Origin of the sequence: Desulfobulbus elongatus DSM 2908, assembly GCF_000621145.1 — a bacterium.
Classification (GTDB): domain Bacteria; phylum Desulfobacterota; class Desulfobulbia; order Desulfobulbales; family Desulfobulbaceae; genus Desulfobulbus; species Desulfobulbus elongatus.
In genome coordinates, this window is sequence record NZ_JHZB01000016.1 from 13,759 (window position 1) to 34,744 (window position 20,986).

At 58.8% G+C, this 20,986-nt stretch carries 17 protein-coding genes; 3 read left to right on the forward strand and 14 right to left on the reverse strand.

The window, feature by feature from the left end:
- Nucleotides 1–87 precede the first annotated feature (87 nt).
- Together Q362_RS0109270 and Q362_RS19980 are read right to left on the reverse strand one after the other, a co-directional pair.
- Nucleotides 88–477: a metallopeptidase family protein gene (locus tag Q362_RS0109270; protein WP_051553995.1), complete on the reverse strand. Its 390-nt coding sequence runs from the start codon at nucleotides 475–477 to the stop codon at nucleotides 88–90.
- The gene (locus tag Q362_RS19980; RefSeq protein WP_169737394.1) at nucleotides 474–2,897 is read right to left on the reverse strand and encodes a hybrid sensor histidine kinase/response regulator; all 2,424 of its coding nucleotides are present in this window, start codon (nucleotides 2,895–2,897) and stop codon (nucleotides 474–476) included. The genes Q362_RS0109270 and Q362_RS19980 overlap by 4 nt, the downstream gene beginning before the upstream one ends.
- Nucleotides 2,898–3,003: 106 nt before the next feature.
- Here Q362_RS19980 and rsmI point away from each other — a divergent pair, with 106 nt between their 5' ends.
- Genes rsmI through Q362_RS19985 form a run of 3 tightly spaced genes read left to right on the forward strand, consistent with a single transcriptional unit; the run spans nucleotide 3,004 to nucleotide 5,662 of the window.
- Nucleotides 3,004–3,879, forward strand: a complete 876-nt coding sequence (gene rsmI, locus Q362_RS0109280; protein WP_051553999.1) for a 16S rRNA (cytidine(1402)-2'-O)-methyltransferase — start codon at nucleotides 3,004–3,006, stop codon at nucleotides 3,877–3,879.
- 59 nt (nucleotides 3,880–3,938) lie between these two features.
- On the forward strand, nucleotides 3,939–4,754 hold the full coding sequence (locus Q362_RS0109285; protein WP_028318459.1) for an inositol monophosphatase family protein: 816 nt from the start codon (nucleotides 3,939–3,941) through the stop codon (nucleotides 4,752–4,754).
- Entirely contained in the window at nucleotides 4,751–5,662 is a 912-nt protein-coding gene (locus Q362_RS19985; protein WP_051554005.1) for a DMT family transporter, read from the forward strand. The genes Q362_RS0109285 and Q362_RS19985 overlap by 4 nt, the downstream gene beginning before the upstream one ends.
- A gap of 49 nt (nucleotides 5,663–5,711) precedes the next feature.
- Here the strand turns inward: Q362_RS19985 and Q362_RS0109295 are convergent, their stop codons facing one another.
- From Q362_RS0109295 to Q362_RS0109350, 12 genes are all read right to left on the reverse strand, one after another.
- Nucleotides 5,712–6,884 carry an ABC transporter substrate-binding protein gene (locus tag Q362_RS0109295; protein WP_028318460.1) on the reverse strand — a complete coding sequence of 391 codons (1,173 nt, stop codon included), beginning with the start codon at nucleotides 6,882–6,884 and terminating at the stop codon, nucleotides 5,712–5,714.
- Between the two features lie 60 nt (nucleotides 6,885–6,944).
- Entirely contained in the window at nucleotides 6,945–9,104 is a 2,160-nt protein-coding gene (locus tag Q362_RS22230; RefSeq protein WP_051554007.1) for a methyl-accepting chemotaxis protein, read from the reverse strand.
- A 202-nt stretch (nucleotides 9,105–9,306) separates the two neighbouring features.
- Entirely contained in the window at nucleotides 9,307–9,462 is a 156-nt protein-coding gene (locus Q362_RS24065) for a hypothetical protein (RefSeq protein ID WP_169737395.1), read from the reverse strand.
- Nucleotides 9,463–9,498: 36 nt separating this feature from the next.
- The gene (locus Q362_RS0109310) at nucleotides 9,499–10,788 is read right to left on the reverse strand and encodes a M16 family metallopeptidase (RefSeq protein ID WP_028318461.1); all 1,290 of its coding nucleotides are present in this window, start codon (nucleotides 10,786–10,788) and stop codon (nucleotides 9,499–9,501) included.
- Nucleotides 10,788–11,324: a chemotaxis protein CheW gene (locus Q362_RS0109315; protein ID WP_028318462.1), complete on the reverse strand. Its 537-nt coding sequence runs from the start codon at nucleotides 11,322–11,324 to the stop codon at nucleotides 10,788–10,790. Before Q362_RS0109315 ends, Q362_RS0109310 begins: the two co-directional genes overlap by 1 nt.
- Nucleotides 11,321–11,806 carry a hypothetical protein gene (locus Q362_RS0109320; protein ID WP_028318463.1) on the reverse strand — a complete coding sequence of 162 codons (486 nt, stop codon included), beginning with the start codon at nucleotides 11,804–11,806 and terminating at the stop codon, nucleotides 11,321–11,323. The genes Q362_RS0109315 and Q362_RS0109320 overlap by 4 nt, the downstream gene beginning before the upstream one ends.
- Complete coding sequence (locus Q362_RS19995) at nucleotides 11,803–15,207, reverse strand: Hpt domain-containing protein (RefSeq protein WP_035216222.1); 3,405 nt, start codon at nucleotides 15,205–15,207, stop codon at nucleotides 11,803–11,805. The genes Q362_RS0109320 and Q362_RS19995 overlap by 4 nt, the downstream gene beginning before the upstream one ends.
- Before the next feature lie 43 nt (nucleotides 15,208–15,250).
- Nucleotides 15,251–15,850 carry a chemotaxis protein CheW gene (locus tag Q362_RS22235; RefSeq protein ID WP_028318464.1) on the reverse strand — a complete coding sequence of 200 codons (600 nt, stop codon included), beginning with the start codon at nucleotides 15,848–15,850 and terminating at the stop codon, nucleotides 15,251–15,253.
- A gap of 48 nt (nucleotides 15,851–15,898) precedes the next feature.
- Nucleotides 15,899–16,261 (reverse strand): response regulator transcription factor, encoded by a 363-nt coding sequence (locus Q362_RS0109335; protein ID WP_028318465.1) that lies wholly within the window; start codon nucleotides 16,259–16,261, stop codon nucleotides 15,899–15,901.
- Nucleotides 16,262–16,312: 51 nt separating this feature from the next.
- On the reverse strand, nucleotides 16,313–17,680 hold the full coding sequence (locus tag Q362_RS22240) for a response regulator (protein ID WP_051554023.1): 1,368 nt from the start codon (nucleotides 17,678–17,680) through the stop codon (nucleotides 16,313–16,315).
- A gap of 514 nt (nucleotides 17,681–18,194) precedes the next feature.
- Nucleotides 18,195–19,991, reverse strand: a complete 1,797-nt coding sequence (locus Q362_RS0109345; protein ID WP_028318467.1) for a M3 family oligoendopeptidase — start codon at nucleotides 19,989–19,991, stop codon at nucleotides 18,195–18,197.
- Nucleotides 19,981–20,979 (reverse strand): hypothetical protein, encoded by a 999-nt coding sequence (locus tag Q362_RS0109350; RefSeq protein WP_028318468.1) that lies wholly within the window; start codon nucleotides 20,977–20,979, stop codon nucleotides 19,981–19,983. The genes Q362_RS0109345 and Q362_RS0109350 overlap by 11 nt, the downstream gene beginning before the upstream one ends.
- Between the last annotated feature and the right edge of the window lie 7 nt (nucleotides 20,980–20,986).

Genomic DNA, 20,986 nt, shown 5'->3' on the forward strand with positions numbered 1-20,986 from the left:
TGTCCCCGCCCGCGGCTGGAAACGGCGAACCGGCGCGGCGGCCGAGTCCTGCACGGGCAAGCGCAGGCCGGCGACAAGGGGCGAGGTTCAACCATACCCCAGGGCTTCCAGTTCCGCGTCGGTAAAACCGACCAAATGCGCGATTTCGTGAACCACGGTGATCTCGATCTCTTCCAGCAGTTGTTCGCGGGTGGTGCATGCGTTTTCCAGGGGTTCTTGAAAGATGAAGATGGTATCGGGATAGAGGGGCGGCTCGATCGCGCTGCGCTCGATCAGGGGCACCCCCGAATACACGCCGAACAACGTCTCGTCCGGCGCCATTCCCAACTCCTCCAGGATATCGGCCGAGGGCCGTTGCTGTACCGAAATGAGGATGTTGTCCAGGTACGCCCGGATGGATTCGGGAATGCGGGCAATGGCCTGCTCGACGAGGCGGGCGAAGGCCTCGGGGGACAGTCTCGGGGAGCGCATCGTCATGCCCCGCCTCCCTGCCCGGCCCCGGCGGGTCGACCGGCGGTCTCGCGGTGCCGGTGCGCAGCCCGGGCACCCCGCGCCTCGCCTATGATCCGGGCCACTTCCCTGGCGAGATGCTCGGCATTGAACGGTTTGGCGACAAAACCGGCCAACCCCATCTGTTGGTAGTTTTCCGCCGTGACGTGTTCGCTGTAGCCGGTGCAGAGCATGATGGGAATGTCGGCGTTCATCGTCTTGATTTTCTCGGCGAGTTCCAAACCGGTCATTCCGGGCATGCCCATGTCCGTGATGATCAGATCGAACGCATCCTGCCGCTCCAGAAACGTGTTGAAGGCGTCGTCGCTGGAGAGGCAGGCTTCGACCTTGTATCCCAAATGCTCAAGCACCTGCACGAGAAAAAAGGTGATGGGCTGTTCATCATCGACCACCAGGATGGTGCCTTCGAACACGGCGGGGGCGTCCGTCTCGGGGGACACGTTTTTTCCGGCATCTTCCTTGGCTTCCGGCAGGAAAACGGTGAAACAACTCCCCTGGCCCGGTGTCGATTCGACGGTCACCGCCCCGCGATGGTCGTTGACGATGCCGTGCACGACGGAGAGTCCCAACCCCGTTCCCTCGTGCAGGTTCTTGGTCGTGAAATACGGCTCGAAAATCCGTTGCAGATATTCCGGCGCAATCCCGGTTCCGTTGTCCTCGACCTGCAAACAGACATACGCGCCCTGCGGCAGATTGCCGGTAATGACCCCCTCCTGCGGCGACAACATCTTCCTGAACAGCCGCAACCGGATCACCCCGCCCTTGCCTTCGAGGGCTTGGTAGGCGTTGGTGCACAGATTCATCACGATCTGGTGCATCTGGGTCGGGTCGGCTTTCACGAAAAAATCCTCCTGACACTCGCAGACAAGTTCTATGTTCGCCGGCAGACTTGCCCGGAGAAGTCGAATGGCTTCCTTGACGATGAGCCCAAGCTGCAGATTCGATACATTTTTTTCACTCTGCCGGCTGAACTTCAGAATCTGATCCACCAGCTTGCCGGCCCGGTCGGCCCCCCGGATGATTTCCACCAGGTTATTGTACACCAACGAATCCCTGTCGCACTGGGACTGCGACAGCTCGGCATAGCCCATGATGGCCGTCAAAATGTTGTTGAAATCATGCGCCACGCCGCCGGCCAGCGTGCCGATGGCCTGCATTTTCTGGGATTGCCGTATCTGATTCTCCAGAAGTAGATGCTGGGTTATATCACGCTTGACCGCGACATAACTGATGATCTTGTCGTTATTGTCCTTCACCGGGGTGATGGTGGCCTCCTCCTGGTACACCTCGCCATTCTTTCTCCGGTTGATGAACATTCCCCGCCACACATTCCCCTTGGTGATTTCCTCCCACAGCAATTTATATTGATAGGAGGGCGTCTCGCCGCTTTGCAGCATCCTGGGATTCTTCCCCAGCATCTCGGTGAAGGAATAGCCGCTGACATCCTCGCAGGCGGGGTTGACATACTGAATATTGCCGTAGATATCGGTGATGATCACCGATTCGGCCGCCTGCTCCACCGCCGTCGCCAACAACCTTCGCCCTTCTTCCATCTTGAACCGGTTGCTCATGTCGTGGAGGACCACCTGGGCCACCTGGACATTCCCGACCACGGCGATTGTTACCCCCACCTGCACCGGGAGACAGTCGCCATTGCTGACGACGATGAACAGGGTGATGGTTTCGTCTCCGTTCCCCTCGCCATAGATTTTTTTGTTCAGAAAAAATTCATATTTCGGCCTGTGTTCTTGGCAGACAAACGATGAAAGATTTTTGCCGACAATATCTTCCGGTGGAATTTTCAATAAATCAGACGCCTTATCATTAAACTCGAGAATATGCCCGGCAGCGAGGTCAATTATGAATATGGCGTCCTTAATGGACTTGAACAATAAATAATATTTTTCGACAAATTCAGTTAAAATAAACTCAGACTTCTTATAGCTGGAAACATCAATTATCGAGACAGTCGACAAATACTTTTCATTATTTTCAAAAAAATTGACATATATTTTCAACACCGAATCTCTGGGAGGGAGATTGTTGCTGCTGTATTCATAAACAATATCAATTTTTTCATAAAATATTTCATTGACAATTATCTGCTTTATCCGATCATAGACCGAATCAACCAACAGACTCTCCTTCGTGCCGATATCCGACATTTTTTCAATGCCGAATAAATCGAGAAACGCCTGGTTTATCGCAATAATTCTAAAAAAAGATACTAAATATCTTTTTAAAGAGAATTCTTCATACAGATACTTGTCAAGATCTTTCCAAGAATTCCTCTGAATATCTTTACACTTTTCTCGCAACACTGTAACATCAAGCAGCAACATTGGAATGCTTGATTGCGCAAACATCTCTTCATACCAGGAAGTCATGCTCCCCCCATCCGAAGGCTGCGCCCATTGACAACACATCTATTTTATATGATTGAACTTTTACCACCTTTCCCCCTGAGGGGCCACCACAGCTCGATACCCGACCATGGCCTGCCCTCCGCCTGACCCGATACACGACACCAACAAGCCGGGACGGCTGTATGTGGTCGCCACGCCCATCGGCAATCTGGGTGATATAACTCACCGCGCCGTCCAAACGCTTTCCACGGTCGACCTCATTGCCTGCGAGGATACCCGACACACGAAAAAACTCTGTCGCCATCTGCACATCACGACCCCCTTGGTCAGTTATTTCCGGGAAAAGGAACAGGAAAAAGCAACGGCCCTGCTGGAATTGCTGCGCGCGGGAAAACAGATCGCCCTTGTCGCCGATGCCGGCACGCCGGCGATCTGCGATCCCGGAGCCGTTCTGGTGAACAAGGCGAGGGCCGCCGGGATTGAGGTCGTTGCCGTCGCGGGTCCCTCGGCGTTGGCCGCCGCCCTTTCGATCGCTGGGTTGACCGAGGCCCATTTCTTCTTCGGCGGCTTTCTGCCCGCCAATGCGGCCAGTCGAAAACACGTGCTGAAAAATGTCGCCACCCTGCCCTGCGCACTGATTTTCTATGAAACGCCCCACCGGATTCAAGCCGCCCTCGCCGACATGCTGGCAACGCTTGGCGACCGGCAGGCACAACTGTTCCGCGAGTTGACCAAAATCCACGAGGAATGCCTGGAAGGGCCGCTTTCGGTTCTCCGGGAACAGGTGCGCAATGGCGTCAGGGGCGAGTTGGTTCTCATTGTACAGGGAGCCGCACCCCTGCCGTCGGAGCGACCCGAAGCCCTTGAGGATCTGCTGCGCTGGTATCGTGACGAGCAGCGTTCGAGTCTCAAACAGGCTGTTGTCCGCATTGCTTCGGACCTTGATCTTCCCCGGTCCCAGGTGTACAAGAAGGCGCTCGCCATCTGGCGGGAAACGGCATGAGCATGTGCCGCCCAAACACCTCTTACCGCCTTCCATCGAACATCAACACAGGCCCTGTTATGGACAGAATACCGAATTCTCTCTCGCTCTGCACCGAGAATGAACACAGAACCTGGCTCGCCGCCGCCTGCCGGGCCGCGCTCGCCGCAGGCGACCTCATCAGGGAGCGGTACGAACAGCCCCATACCATTACGATGAAGGGCGCTATCGATCTGGTCACCGAAACCGACGTGGCGGCCGAAGCGATCATCACCGCTTCGCTGACAGCGGACACGCCCGGCATACCGATCATGGCCGAGGAAACCAAAGCGAGCCATGCCACAGCCGCGGAGCGACTCTGGATCGTGGACCCGCTGGACGGCACCACCAATTTCGCCCACGGCTTCCCTTTTTTTGCGGTCTCCATCGCCCTGCTCGACCGTGGCAGACCCATGGCGGGGGCCATCTACGTGCCCCTGCGCGACGAACTCTTCTATGCGGTCCGGGGATGCGGCGCCCGCTTGAACGACAGGACGATTTCGGTCACCGGCACGAACCGCCTCATCGAGGCGCTCGTCGGCACCGGTTTCCCCTATCAGATCGAGGCGACCCTGCCCACGGTCATACGGCAGCTGAAAACACTGCTGCCCCTGGTCCGCGATATCCGCAGGGCAGGGGCAGCGGCGCTCGATCTCGCCTATGTGGCCTGTGGCCGTCTCGACGGCTTTTATGAAATGAACCTGCAACCATGGGATACGGCCGCCGGCTGGTTGCTGGTCGAAGAGGCGGGCGGCACGGTGAGCACCTTTTCCGGCACACCTTTTTCACCCTTCGCATCCGACATCCTGGCCAGCAACGGCGGCCTGCACCACCAGCTCCTCGAACGCATCCGATGAGCGACACCGGCACCCGCCCTTTTCCTTCCTGGGCGCTCCATGGCTGCATGCTGCTGTCGGCAACGCTGGTCGCCACCTCCTTCACCGTCGGCAAGGCCATCGCCCCGTTTCTTGATCCGGTCGTCCTGACCCTCGTCCGCTTTGTGCTCGCCGCCCTGCTCTTCGCCCCCTATGTCGGCCGCCGCCATGGTATACATCTGTCCGACCGCTTCGCCATCGTCCGCTACGGTCTGATCAGCGGTGCGCTGGTCGGTTTCTTCTGGCTCATGTTCCTTTCGCTCCAGATGACCACCCCTCTCAACACAGGCGCAATCTTCACGACGGTTCCCGGTATTTCGGGGATCTACAGCTGGTTTCTGCTCAGGGAACGACTGGGGCCGTACCGGACCGTAGCCTTGCTGCTCGCCATGGCCGGCGCATTGTGGGTGATCTTCGAGGGAGACCCGGAACGGGTGCGGGCGATGGTGCTCAACCGCGGCGATCTGCTGTTCTTCTGCGGCTGTCTGCTGATGGCCTTGTACACGCCCCTGGTCAGGCTGTTCCATCGGGGCGAACCCATGGCCGTCATGACATTGTGGATTCTGATCACCGGCTGCGGTTGGCTGCTGCTCTTTTCGGCGACGAAACTCCCCATGGTGCCATGGAGCGCGGTGCCGGCGATCGTTTGGTTGGGCATCGGCTATCTGGCGGTGTTCACCACCATCGTCACCTTCTTCATTTCCCAGTGGGCCACCCTTCGCCTCGGCCCTACCCGGGTCATGGCCTATTCGTATCTGTATCCGCCCCTCATCGTACTGATCGAATGGTGCCTGCGCCGGGATCTTCCAACCATGCGGACGATGCTCGGTATTGTGATCATCCTGCCGGCCATGCTCATCGTGCAAAAGGGGAAGGTCATCCGCCCGTGACAGCGCCGGCGGATGCCTTCCCCTTGACGATCACGCCTGATGGGCGACCCTAGGGGCACACTTGCTCGTGGTTGGTCAGCAGGCCCTGGTCGTCGATCTTGATCACCACCGTACACTTCGTGGGATCGCCGGTGCCGAAGTATCCCAACGTGCCGGTTACCCCCTCGAAGCGTTTGGTGGCGGCGATCTGATCGCGGAGCTTGACCCTGTCCTCCACAAGATTCCCGGTCAATCCTCCGGTGTTTTTCAGGGATTCCGCGATCAACCGTACTGCGTCATAGGTCAGGGCGGAAACCTCGTCGGGCAGGACCTTATACTTTTTCTGATAGTTGTCGGTAAAGGTCTTCGCCTTGCCCTCCACCCCGCCTGATGCAAAATTTCCTGTAAAATACAACCCCTTACACTCATCACCGCATTTCCCCATCAGATCCCCTCCGGACCAGGAATTGGAACCGGTGATCGGTTTCTTCCAGCCCATCTTCCTTGCCTGATGCACAATCAGTGGAACCTCTTCATAATGCTGCGGCGTATAGAGGAAATCGGCGCCCGAACTGACAATCTCCTGTAATTGCTTAGAAAAATCAACATCACTGGTCCTGAATGTCTCAAAGACGACCACCGAGCCCTGTCCGTTCGCCTTTTCAAAGGCCTGTCTGAAGGCCTTGGCCATGCCGGTGGGATAGGGACTGATTTCATCATACAACACGGCCGCCTTGGTCGCCTTCCACTCCTTGGCCGCGAACTTGGTGGTCGCGATTGCCTGGATGTCATACATGACCGGCATGCGGAAGACGAACTGCCTGTTCTGTGTCGTCAGCGGCGAGGTCGACCAAGGAGTAATCATGGGCGTTCTGAACGAGTTGGCCACTTCTCCGACGGCAATGGCACGGTCGCTGCTTTGGGGACCGACAATGGCCATGACCTGATGCTGGCTAATCAGCGTCAGGGCATTCGTGCTGGCGCTCGACCGGTCGGATCCATTATCGACATACACCAGTTCCATGGTGTAGGTCTTACCGCCGACAGGCAGCCCGTTGCCGGCATTGATTTCCTCTTTCGCCATTTCCGCGCCGTTCTTGGTGCTGGAGCCGACATTGGTGAAGCTCCCGGATTTACTGGAACTGACTCCGAGCTTGATGACGCCGTCAGCGGCGAGCAGCGTGGGTACAGGTCCGACGGCAAGAACGAAGGCGAAGAGACCGGCCATGGATCGTCGTTTCATGTTTTCTCCTCTCAAGTGATTAAAAAGGTGCGCGGTGGCAACCGGGATAAACAACGAACATCACACGGTCTGCGCTCGCTCGATCTTGAACGCCTCGACAGCCTCGCGCAGCTTGCTCGCCGTAGTGTTGAGCAGGTTCATCAGACCTGCCGTTTCCTGTGAGGTCTGCGAGGTCTCGTTGCTGACGCCGCCCACGACGACCATGTTCTCGACGAGGTTCTCCGACATCTGCACCTGCTGGGCGGCGGCCTGGGTGATAGCCTCGATCAGGTCCGCCAGCTGGTTGGAAACGGTTTCGATCTGCTGCAACTTCTCATGGGCGCCGTCGGCAAGCTGCGAACCCTGGACAACCTTGCCGATACTCTCATCCATACGATTGCTGACGTCCTTGATTTCCGACTGAATGCTCTTGACCAGCATGTCAATCTGCTTGGTCGAGTTGCTCGAACTTTCTGCCAGCCGCTGCACCTCTTCGGCAACGACGGCAAAACCGTAACCGGCGTCGCCGGCCATGGCCGCCTGAATGGAGGCATTCAAGGCAAGGATGGATGTTCTATCTGCAATATTATTAATAATTTCAACAACGTTTCCGATCTCCATCGAACTCTCGCCCAGACGCTTGATGGAACGGGCGGTTTCGTTGATCTGCTCGCGGATTTCGTCCATGGCGCGGTTCGTTTTCTCGACCGCCTCGGCGCCTTCGCGGGCATTGGAACGGGAAATCTCCGAAACTTCCGCCGATCTCGCCGCGTTTTGGGAAACCTGCCGAATCGAAGCCGCCATGGTGTTGAGCGCCTGGATGGCGGCGTTGACCTGCTGGGCCTGGTCGGTACTCTTGACGGCGAGGTCGGATGTCCGTTTGGAGACGTCGGTTGCGGTGGCATCGACCGAAAACGTCGCCGACTGCACCTGGCGGACAATGCTGCCGAACTGCTCGGCCATGGTGTTGAAGGAGTCGGCGATGGCACCGGTGATGTCCTCGGTCACCTCGGCGCGCGCGGTCAGATCGCCTTCGGTGAGGTCGGCGATCTCGTTCATCAGCTTCATGATGGACTCCTGAATGGCGTCGCGCTCCTCCTGGCTCTGAATGAGGACGGTGATATTGTCGAGCATGCCGTTGAGGGCGGTGGCCATGTCGCCGAGTTCGTCGCGGCTCACCACCTCGGTACGGGCCTGAAAGTTACCCATGCCCATCTCACTGAGCAGGTCCATGATCAGGTTGATCTGCCGGGTCAGGCCCCTGGACAGCCCGAACGAAATCAGCAGACCGATCAGAACCGCAGCGATACCCACGCCGACGACAATCCTCTGCACGAGCGCAGCGGCCTCCTCCATGCGGGCCACGGCCTGCTGTTCGTTGGCCACGGCATCCTTGAGGAAGGCCTGGATAACCGGTTCCGCCTGCTTGACCGCTTTCTGATACGCCAGAATGCGGTTACTGATTGTCTCGTCGGTCTTGACGACGTCGGCGAACCATTTGGCAAAATCACCGGTCTGGGTGAGCAGGGTGCCTTGCGCCGCGGGGTTTTCCGTCCACGCCCTGATCGCCTCCTCAAAGGATTTCGCCTCGACCAGTACCCTCTCGCCGCTCTGGCTGTCGGGGACGAGCGTATATTCCTGCATGCTGTACAGCAAGGATTGGAAGAGCGACTGGATCCTGGGAGAGGCGACCGTGGCCATGGATTTCCGCAACGCATCGACCGACTGGCGCAGCTTGGTCAACTCGCCGAACTCCGGGTTGACCTGGAGTTCCAGGATGTTCACCGTGCTCATGAATGTCGCCAGGTAGTTGTTGATGGCGTCCATGGCCCGCTGGGCGTCCGCTTTGTCCTTGGCGTCAACCGCCGTCTGCTGAATCTCGTACAACTTCTGATAGGCTTCACCGCCGGCGGCGATGAACTTGTTCAGATATTGCGTCTTGGCCTCGGTAATGCCGATTTTATTGTAATTGAGGAGGAAATCCTTCTCGTGCCCGTTCATGACCCGCACCGTCTTCTCGATGTCGAGGCTCAGCCGGGCGATTTTGCCGTGCACCTGGACGAGTTCGTCGATGGTCGTATTGGCGAACCGCTGCGAAATGGTGGCGATCACGATAACGGCAAGCGTGAGGACGATCATGACGGTAAAGGCAACCATCAGCTTACCGCGAATATTGAGCTTATCGGTCAATGCCGAAAACGGGTTGCCCAACCAGCGCCTTTGTTTTCTGTCTTCTTCCATTCTGCCTCCGAACCTCCTTCCTCAACTGAAATCAAATCTCGTTGTCGACAAGCAACCGGGGTGCCGCCGCGCCCGCTGTCCCGAAGGGTTGGCGGGCGCCGGCAAAGCTCTTCTTTTGTCAGGGCATGCCCCACACTAACGTGTTCCCGCGAAAAAACGTCGACCACGACCGGACCGCGGGAACACGGTCCGGTCGTACCCGTCACTTCTTGACAAAGGCGTCGATGCCTTCTTCCTTCCAGACTTTCAACGTCCGCTCGTCCTTGGGATTGATTTTCACGCCAATGGCATTCACCGGCACGGTGTTCTTCTTTTGAATCTCAATCCAGTTCTTCTTGATGATTGCATCCAGAGCCATACCGATATCCTCCTGTTGTTGTGGTGATTGCGCGGGTTACTGAAAATCCCGCACCATTGTTTCAATCGCCACCGTGTTACACACCTGCTCGCAGGACGGGCCGACCAGGGCAATGGCCGAATGGCGCAGGCCCGTAGCCAGCATGCGTGCCGCGATGGCATTCATCCCCTCCATGTCCACATGCAGAATCTGATCCAAAATCTCGGCCGAATCGACAAACCGGTTGAAGTAAAAGGCCTGGGTGGCCAGACTGCTCATGCAGGTATGGGAGTTTTCCTGGGCGATGATATGCTGCCCTTGCAACTGCATCTTGGCGATCCAGAGTTCCTCCTCGAGAATCGGCGACGTTTGCAGGGCCATGCCCTTGATCTCCTGGAAGATCCGGGAAAGGACCGGGTGGAGCAGTTCCGGGGCGGTCGACCCCTCGATCACGATGACACCGTCATCCCGATAGGCCTGATATTCAGCCGTTATTTCATACACCACCCCCAATTCCTGCCGCAGGGTCCTGAACAGGCGGGAACTCATGCCTCCGCCCAGGATGGCCGTGAGCAGATGGAGGAGGTAGCGCTCCGCCGCCGCGTAGGGGGCCGCTTGCAGCCCGATCGAAAAATAGACATGGGAGACACCCTTGCATTCCACCGTCACGCCGCCGTGAAAAACGGGACGAACCGGCCGGGCGTCGGTCTTGCCGTCGTCCGCCATCATCCAGAAGGCATCGGCCACATTGGTGACCATGTCCTGATGGCGGACATTGCCGGCGGCCGCGACGATCAACCGGCGCGGCTGATAATTGTCACGGACATAGCGGATCACATCCTCCTGCTGCAAGGCCGCCACCGAGGCGATGGTGCCGCCGATGGGCCGCCCCAGCGGATGTCCCTGCCAGACATGTGCCTTCAATCGCTCGTGGGCGCAGACATCCGGCCGGTCGAGTTGGGCGCTCAATTCCCTGATGATCGTCTCCTTTTCCTGATGGACAGCGTACTCGGCAAACTGGGAGTTCACCAGCAGATCACCCATCAGATCAATCAGATAGGTCCGATAGTCATCCAGTACCGTGGTCGTGAAACAGGTGTAGTCGCGGGAGGTGAAACCGCCGATCTGGCCACCGGTGGTATCCATCATCCGGGCGATTTCGTCGGCATCCCGCTGCTTGGTTCCGTCAAACATCAGGTGCTCGGCCAGATGGGCGACACCATTCCGGTCCTCCGCCTCATCCATCGGACCGGCAGCCATGAGAAATCCGAGCGATATGGAACGCACCCCCTCCATTCGCCTGGTCACCACCCGAATCCGGTTGTCGAGAACGCTTTGCTCCACCATTACCGGCACACCTCCCTGACGCGGCCGGCATACGTACCCTGCACCACCGGCCCGAGATCGAACAGGACAACCGAATCGCCCTGACGCCGAAAACAGCCACGCACTAGGCCCGATTCGCGCAGGGAAGAGGGGACCTTCCCCTGCTCGGACGCCTGCGCCAGCTCCTGGCCGGATATCTTGGCGAGTTGCATCCTGACCTTGGCACTCACCACCGCTTTCAGCGATTCGCCGGTCACCGGATCGACCGCGCCGGTACGGACCACCACCAGTTGCCGGTATTGTTCCTGCCGGACAGGCTGATGCCGGTCGCATAATGCCTCGAGGTCGACCACCGGCAACAGGCTGTCGTGGTACAGCATCACACCCCTGAGATACCCCGGACTCCCAGGTATGTATTCCACGGGCCGTGGCCCGAGGATCTCGACGACCTGGTTTTGACTGAACAGGCAGGCAACGTTTTCCGCGGCACCGTTGATCGACAGGGGTAGCAGAAAACTTCGGATACCGGCCTGTTGCCGTTCGTGTGCCATGATCATGCCTCCATCCGTTCCCGCGCCCGGTCCGCAACCATGCCCGGTTCCGGGACATCTCCCATCGTTGCCGCCAGCGCGGCCTGCAGGTCGATCAACAGAATCAGGTCCATGCCATTGACCAGCACACCGGGAATGAGCGCCCTCGACTGTCCGGTGAAAGCGGGCGGCAACGGACGGGCAGCGACGACATCCGCCATGATGATTCTACCCTTGCCGCTCATGGTCAGGGCCATGACCTGCTCCCCGTGGCCGATGATCAGATAATAACATCCCCGCCCGGAAGAGATCCTGTCGCCGTTTCTGCCCATCAGTGCCCGCACATCGCAGATCACCGCCCGGTTGCCATGGGGCAGGGGCAGATACAACCGGCCCTCCTCTTCCATCGGCTTGACCGCGCCGTCGTGGAGCATACCGACACCGAGCACGCATTCCTTGTCGACCGCGAACAACTGCCGGCCTATCTGAGCGAGATAGAGCGTTTTCATGCCATCACCTCGCGTCCGGCGGCCTGCGGGGACACATCGCCCCGGCCGGTCAGCCTGAGTACGGTGTCAACGAACTCCTCATCCTTGCACGGCTTGTTCAAGAATGCCCTGGCTCCCAACTGCAGCGCCTTTTCCTGATGCTTGCCGGACGTCCGCGAGGTCAGCATGACCACCGGAATGTCCTTGCCTCCGGGGACATGGGGCAGTTTTGCGAGGAACTCGAACCCGTTCATCCGCGGCATCTCGATATCCAGGACAATGCAATCGGGGCGGACTTCCTCCATCTCCAGTTGTTCGATGGCATCCAACCCATCCTTGGCCTCGACCGGTGCCCAGCCGTTGGCGGTCACCAATCGGCTCATGACGCGGCGGATGGAGATGGAATCGTCGACAATCATCACGGTGAACGTGCTGGGAATCTCCAGGTTGAAGGCGGTGGCGTCGCCCTGCTCGGCACGGAACGTCGCCTGCACCAGAGCGGGGATGTCCAGTACCGGCACGACGCTGCCATCGCCCATGACCGCGGCCCCGGACACGCCGGCAACCGACCGCAGGTGAGGACCGAGCCCCTTGATGACGATTTCTTTTTGCCCGGTGATCTGGGGAATGGCGAGGGCGATGGTCCGCCCGCCGGCAAACATGTTCAGTACCAGCGAGCCACGTTCTTCCGTATTCTGGTCGGGCACGCCGAGCAGACCGGCCAGCGAATACCAGGGCACCGTCTCGCCGGCGATGCGGCACGTTCCCTCCTCGATGGAGATGCCATCCTGTTCCAGCCGATGGATATCCTTGATGTCGCTCAGGGCGATGCCATAGGTCACCTCGCCGATCTTCACCAGCAACGCCCGGACAACGCCGAGGGTAAGGGGCACGCGCATGACGAAGGTCGTGCCCATGCCGGCCTGGGTTTCCACCGCGATGGAGCCTTGCAGTTCCCTGACGTTTTCCCTCACCACGTCCATGCCGACGCCGCGACCCGAGATTTCGCTGATCGTCTTGGTGCTGAAGCCCGGATAAAAGATGAGTTCGGTGAGCTGCTCCTCGTCCATCCGGTCGGCCGCAGTCCCCAGCCCGAAGTTCCGTGCCTTGTCCCGGATAGCGTCGAAATCCAGTCCCCGCCCGTCGTCGCTGAAACGGATAACGATGTGATTGCCCTCTCTCCGTCCGGACAGGGTGATGGTGGCGACGGCCGGTTTGTCGCAGCCCTTTCGCTCATCAGGCGACTCGACGCCGTGATGGATGGCATTGCGGACCAGGTGCATGAACGGATCGGCCAGTTTCTCCCAGACCATGCGGTCGAGTTCGACCCGTTCGCCCTCGATCACCAGGCGAACCCGCTTGCCCAACCGGGAAGCCACATCGCGCATGGTGCGGCTCAGTCGCGACGACAGGGTCGACATCGGGCTCATGCGGGTACGCATCATCTGGACCTGCAACTCACGGATCACCCGGTGCTGGCGGCCGATATCGCCGCCGATGCCGCTGTAAATACCCGCCAGATTGGTGTGAATGGCGGCAACGTCGATCGCCGACTCGTTGAGGGAACGGATAATCAGGTTCAGTTGGGTGTACCGGTCCAACTCCAGGGCATCGAATTCGGAAAAACTCTGGCTGGCCTTGATGTCGGCCACGGCCTTGTCGAGGTGGATGAAATGGCGGGACAACTGATCCAGGGCCTTGACTTCGAACTTGGTTTCCAATTCCAGGGCAATGTCCTTCAGCCTCCGGGAAGTCAACTCCATCTCTTCCAGCGCTTTCCGGAACAAGCCCATGTTCTGGTCGAAACCACTGATCCCCACCAGCAACTCATTGGCCAGATTGATGAGGATATCGAGCTGCGCCTGGTTGATCCGGATGGTCCGGGTCGTTTCAGAAACAACGGTCTGTTGGGGGGCGGTCGCATCGGGCTCCTGTCCGGCGCCGTCTCCCGGCAAGGCCTGCTCCGGCACGACCGCCGTGGCGATCGGCTCTCCGACCGGCGGTTCCTCGGCGGGTGCGTCTTCCCGGGAAATGGCCAGCAGGCGCTGGAGGAGATCGGTTTGCCTGTCCGCCGCAGCCGTTTCGGGGGCTTCCACCAGCAGGCCCAGGAAATCGAGGGTGCCGGCCAGGGTATCGACCGTCTCCGGATCGAGGTGGCGGGCACCTTCGTAGAGCCAGTCCAGAAAATCCTCGACACCGTGAGCATAGGCGGCAATGTCCTGCAAACCGATCACCGCGGAAGCGCCTTTGATGGTATGCACGGCCCTTCTGATTTTCCGGACCTCCTCTTTCTGCCCGGTATTGAGGACAACCCGATCGCTGATTTCGGCGGCAAGCGTCTGCATCGAGCTATGCAGTTGCTGGAGATGTTCCTCCGCCTCTTCGAGAAAGCCTTCGCGCAGCAGCTGTTTTTCCTCGTCGTTGAACAACGCGCCCGGCAACGCCCCCTCACCGGAACCCCCTTCCCGTGTCCCGGCGGAAGCGGCGGAGGATTCGAGCGCCTCGAGCACCGCCTCGCTCAACACATCCATGCCCTCGCCCGGCGGGAGGACCTGGCCCCCTTCCATGCAGGCCTGGAGTTCGGCCAACACCGTCTGCGCCCGCTGCTCATCGAACCGCGCCGGAGCCAGGATCATCGTTGCCAGCAGATCCAGAGAAGCGGACAAGGGCGGCACCATCCGCTGCTCCATGCCGGCCGCGGTTTCGTACAACCAATCGAGCACATCCTCCACCAGGTGGGCGTAGGCGGCGAGATCGGCAAGACCGATGACTCCGGCCGCCCCCTTGATGGTGTGCACGGACCGCCGGATTGTGCGGACCGTTTCCCGCAGGTCGCCAACCATGGGTACGGTGCCGATGACCCGGGTTTCCAAGGTCTGCATCGACTGGTGCAACACCTCCAGATGTTCTTCCGCTTCGACCCGGAACTCGGCCATCAGTTCGTCGTCGGGCGCCATTGCCGCTGCCCCGGACGAAAGCGCCTCGTCAACGATGGGTTCCTGCATGGCATCAAGGGGAAACAACTCGTCCGGACAGGAATCGAGGCCGCTGAAATCGGCCTCGGTGAGGGCGGTCAGCCGGGCCTCGTCTACCGGGATTCCCTGTTGGAGATCGTGGCAGTAGTGCTCGATGCGGCCGACAGTCGCCTCCATGACGGCACAGGCCTCGGCGGAGAGCGCCTGCCGCTCCTCCAATGTCCGTTCCAGGGCGGTCTCCATGCAGCCGGCAATCCGGCTGAGGCCGTGAATGCCGACCATGGAGGAAGCGCCCCGGATGATGTGCGCCAGCCGGTACAGTTCCTCCAGGGTATCCCGCTTCCGCGGATCCACCCGAAGTTCCCCGATGGCGGCTTTCATGGTCGGGACATACGTCTGCACCTCCTCGACGTATCCCGCAAAAAAATCGTTCCTGTCCTGCGCCATTACCTTGCTCCCGATACAGCAGTTTGCAGTCGGCTCACCGTGATCATTGCCATTCCCGAATCAGGGGCGAGGAACCGAGCCTTTCACCGTCGAGGATATGAACCGTTCGGTCGTCCATGGTATACACCCCTTTGAAGAAGGGGGCCAACCGAGCCAGATGCCCCCTTTGTTCGGGTTCATAGGCAACCAACGGATCGCGTTGTTCATCCAGGTTGACGACGCCGGTGATCCGGTCGGCCATCAGACAGAACTTCAATTCCTGCCGCTGGAAAAGGACATAGGATCGTCGCAGGTGATACCGCTCCTCCCTGATGCCGAAGAGCAGGCAGCAATCGATCACCGACAGGATTTCTCCCCGGATCTGCACGATGCCCCTGATCCATGGGGGAAGATTCGGCAGAGGGGTCACTGCCGGCAGGTAACCGATTTCCTGAATCGAATCGATGGCGAGCGCCATTTCGTCATTTCCCAGCAGGAAAGCGATGTAGGGCTTCTTTTTCCTGATGTTCCGCGACGCCCGTTCCTTCAACAGGGCCGCATCGAGCGCGAGTTCCTGCGCGGTTTCGCGGTCGATGGCGGCGAGCAGCGTCTGCAGGGAGTTTTCCTGCCCTTCGGTATCCGGGCGATGGGACAAGTCGGCCATTGGCTGCCTCATTCAATGCGTCCGTCGAACACAACCATGCGAGTGCGCTCAGGACAGCAGTTTGACGGCGTTGGCGAACAACTCGGCGCTGTCGAAGGGTTTGGTCATATAGACGTCCGCCCCCTGTTTCTTTCCCCAGAACTCGTCGCTTTTCTGGTTCTTCGACGTCAGGAGGATAACGGGCAGGTCCTGCCTCATGGTCTTGATCTTCCTGCACGCCTGAAAACCGTTCAGCTTGGGCATGATCACATCCAGCACGACCAGGTTGGGGTTTTCGGTCTCCACCATGGCCACCGCCTCCTCGCCATCCATTGCGGTGACGACCTGAAACCCGTTCTCCTCGAACGGGGCCCGCATCATATTCAGTTGGGTGGGACTGTCGTCGACAACCAGAATTTTCCCTTTGGCCATGGCGCTCTCCTTATGGTTCGTTTTCTTTTGCAAGGTGTCTATGCAGAATGGTCACACGTATTTTTGAATCTCGGCGATCATCATGTCCGGATCGAACGGTTTGGTGAGATAGGCGGAGGAGCCCGCCATCTTGCCTTTCATCTTGTTGATGAAGCCATCCTTGCTGGTGAGCATGATCACCGGTATATCCTTGAATTCCCTGTTTCCCTTGATGATCGACAGGATCTTGTAGCCGTCCATCTTCGGCAGAATGACATCGAGCATGATCAAATCGGGCCGTTCCTCGCTGATCTTGCTCAGGGCCTCGAGACCGTCCGCCGCCTCCACCACCCGGTATCCCTGACGGCTGAGGGTGATGGAGATGACCTTTCTGGTGGTGGAACTGTCCTCCACCACCAAAATCATTTTCCGCTCGGCCATCGTGGAGGTATCGACGACCTCGTCGGACATTGCGGCGGGGACGACCTCGACCTTGCCGCGCACCGGCTGCTCTTCCAGAGACCGGTGGGCCAAATGATCGAGCAGCAGTTTCAACTGATTGGCGAACAGGGCCTTGTCCGGGGCCATTTTCGCCGTCTTGTCGAGGTAGGCCAGGGCATCCTGGAAATTGCGGTTGTTGACGCTGATCAGGCCCAGGCAATAGAGAGAAATGAGACTGCGGGGATATTTCCGCAGAATGCGGGTATAACGCTGCCGAGCCTTTTCGAGCCAGCCCGTGTCGACCGATCCCGACTGCACCAGGGTTTCGCGGGTGATGACCAGATGCCCCCGGCAGTACCTGCAGGTGGCGGCGCCTTTATTGAGGGGAGCCCAACAGAAATAACACTTGCGGACCACATCGTCGGTCAGATGAGCCGAGACGGCAGCGAATTTGTTGTGCTCTTCCTTGACCATCGGATCGTCGGCATCAAGGCTCGCCGCCATTTTCAGGGCCTTCTTCATGATTTCCACATTGCCCTGGATACGGGAATACCAGACCCAGGCAGCGGCGTTGTTGCGGTTTTTCTTCAGATATTGGACAAGATCGACATGCGCTTCCTTGTATTGCTGCTGTTCCGCCTTTTCAATGGCGGTCGCAAGCAGGGCTTCACCGGATTCGTCAAGGGCGCTTTTCCGTTCGTCCTTGAGTTTTGAAACCTCGAGCAGGATATTGATGAGCGAGTTATTGATCGTCCTGGGAACGGTGCGCAGAGGGAACAATTCTATCTGAATGTCATCCCAGAGAAGAATCTCGATTGCCGCCTTCAATCCGCTCAACCTGCCGAGTTCGGCGTGAACGAGTTCTCCATTCTCTATATCGAGCGTGCCGACATTGCTTTCCCTCGTCACATGCAATGTCTGCGACTTCTTCTCCATGGCAAAAATCTGCACGATATTGTCCAGGGAGAATCCATCGATTTTTTTCGTTTTCGTCACCATCGCATTTTTCCGGAAACTGCTGTTCTCCATTGTTATTCTTCTTTTATAAGAAGCATTTCCCATCCCCCAGCACGGGACATGAACAACGCAGAACAAAGAATCAGCCGCACACCACTGGCAACACTCGGAAAACCGCCCGCAACCGGCAATTGCATAATCGCAGCAGCTGTCGAACAGCCGGCTCGTCCGGCACCGCCAGCAATGGTATGGATATTCGAAACACTACGGAGAGCAGAGCAATTTCCATTCCCGGCAAGCCGGGTGCGGTCTGTCAACCTGCATGCAGAGGCGGAAATCGCGGTGAGGTGAACGACGTTGCGTCAAAAACGGTGTTGAAAAATGCGTTGCCCCACTTTGAACTCCTCAGGGTCAATTGTGTGGGCAAAAAAAATAAAAATCAAAAAGAAAGTGCACGCCATGGGGCTGCCGAACGGGCATGGGCCTTCGCTGTCACCCGATTTTGCTTGTCCCCCAAGGAAATACGGACAATGGACGGCATGCGCGCCAATATTTGTCACTTATTGACAATAATCGTCATCTCCTGCTCGGCTTCTGCCAGCATCCGGTCGATGAGAGTAAGGCCACCCTGCCAAAACGCCGCATCATCGAGATCGATACCGAAAGGACGGACGAGGTCGTAGGGCGAACCGCTGCCTCCGGCTCGCAGCAACTCCAGGTAGCGGTCGACAAAGCGTTCCCCTTCCTCCTGATAACGGGCATAGAGCGCCAGGACCAGCAGTTCGCCGAAGGCGTACGAATACACGTAGCCGGGCGTGCTGAGAAAGTGGGAAATATAGGCCCACCACAGGCCATAGTCGTCCCGCAGGGTCACCGCATCGCCGAACATCGGCCGCTGGGTTTCCAGCCACAGGGCTGCGAACTGGTCCGCCGACAACTCGCCCTGCTGCCGTCTGGAGGTGTGCATCGCCGCCTCGAACCGGTTCATGGCCACCTGGCGGAAGACCGTGGCGAAAATCGACTCCAGCTTCTGGCAGATGAAGGCCAGCCTCGCTTTTGGCGCCAGCAGACCGACCTGGGCCTTGAACACCAGCAGTTCGGCGAAGACCGAGGCGGTCTCGGCCAGGACCAGCGGTGTATCGCTGTTGTAGAACCCCTGTTCCGCCGCCAGGAACTGATGGACGCCATGGCCCAGCTCGTGCGCCACGGTGGCGACGTCGCGCATGTTGCCGGTGTAGTTGACCAAAAGGTAGGGATGGGCCTCCGGAACACAGGGATGGGCAAAGGCGCCGCCCCGTTTGCCCGCGAGGATGGGGGCATGGATCCAGCGTTCAGCGAAGAACCGCTCGCCGATGGCCGCCATCTCCGGCGAAAAACCGGCAAAGGCCTCGAGGACGATCCGCCGGCACTGCTCCCAGGGGATGGCCGCTTCCTCGCCGCCGGGCACCGGCGCGTAGCGGTCGTAGTCAAACAGCTCGCCACCACCGAGCAGCCGCCGCTTCAGGCGGTAATACCGATGGACGATGTCGTACCGGGCAACCACCGCGTCAACCAGGATGGCAACGGTCCGCTCCTCCAGTTCGTTGTTCAGGTTGATGGCGCTGTCCCAGGCGGGATAGCGGCGCATCCGGTCGGCAATCATCTTCTCGGCGGCCAGAGTGTTGAATACATGGGTCAAGATGTGCAGATTGGCCCTGAGCCCGGCGGTCAATTCCTCTGCCCCATTCCTGCGCACCTCGCGGTCCGGATGGTAGAGATCGCTCAGCACTTCCTCCTCGGTCCGCTCCCGCGCGCCGAAACGCAGTTGCCCGAACAGTTTGTCAAACAGGAGATTCCAGGCGCTTCGGCCCACCGGCCTGAGTTCCTGTAACAACTCCTCTTCCCTGTCACTCAACTGATGTGGAGCGAACCGCCGCAACACCGCGAGATAATGGCGATAGCGGCGCAAGGCGGGTTGGCGCAGCAAGGCTAGCGCCCTCTCCTCGTCGAGCCGGTTCCATTCCAGACGGAAAAAAACCGTCAGCTTGCCCACCGCGGCCTCCAGTTCCTCGACCTGCTGCAGCAGGGCCGAAGCGGCGGCATCGCCGGTCTGGGTGATGAAATGGAGATAGGCAAAGGCGCCCAGCCGGGCCAGAAGGGTATCGATGGCCTCCAGATGCCCGACCACCCGATCGAGGCCCCCGGCGTCGAGCGCGGCTATCCGGCCGGTTGCCTCGGCGGCCAGGCTCTCGGCCATTTCCCGGCAACGGGCTATGTCGTTTTGGATCTCCGGGCCATCCGCGGCCGGATACAAGGCACCGAGATCCCACAGTACCGTCGCGGTACCGAGTTGAGTATTGCTATCATGCATCATGATCACCTGAAAATGACATTGTCGCCTGCTCCGAATCGCAACGATCTCCCAGAGAGACGACGACATCGAGATCTTCCTTCATCACAGTTCCATCCGCATCGGTCAGCCCGGACACGCTTCTACAAAGAGCGCAATTGCCTTTGCCATCAATTTCCAGCCAATAGCCGGGCTTGATCCGGTACGCGGCACCCTGTTCATCGATCATATCAAACAGTTCGCTTGCCAGTACAAACGACTTCAGCGAACGGTGCTTTTTTTTGCTCGCCGTAAATGCCTCCGAGCAATTTCGCTGCAAATAGGCCCCAGCCGCGGCCAACCTGCACCAGCCTTGTCCGCCCGCCTTGCCGAGTCCCCTTGGGGCTGCATACCAGATCAGATGAACGATTACCAAGTGCCCGGCCGAGTCCAGACCATGAGGCAAGACCTGCATGGCGGGATCGGCAATCATTTGGGCGAATTTTTGGGTTACCTGATAGAATTGGGTCAAGTCGTGCCGCAGGGTCTGGGCCTCCTTGAACTGGTCGTCGAGAAAGAGCGCCAACCTGCACCAGCCCACCGGTGAATTGAGATCAAAGTCGGAAAAGAGGTGGTGAACCAGCCGGTTTCGCTTTCCAGCGAGATCATGAAGTCGTCCGGCGAATTCTTTTTGAGCCTGGCCGTCATCACCAAAGGGACGAAAAATGAAGCGCATCTGCGCCTCACCAGGGGCGAGTTGGTCATCATTAGGTTGGGCTTGCGGTTCGGTCAACACCCGCTCGTGAAACAAGCGGCTCAAGCAACCCATGGTCTTGGTGGCGTAAGCGGCGGTTTGCTGCTTGAGCTGTTCCTGCAGCGAGGGATGCTCAGGGTCGCGGGGGTTGAGGCTGAACTGAAGCCCCTGCCGACTGACAAAATACTTCAGCGCCCCTTCGATCCATTGTAATTCGACGATATTACGACCTATCCGCCGCAAGGTATCGTCGATGCTCGGAGCATTTTCCGCGGCCATGTCCTTT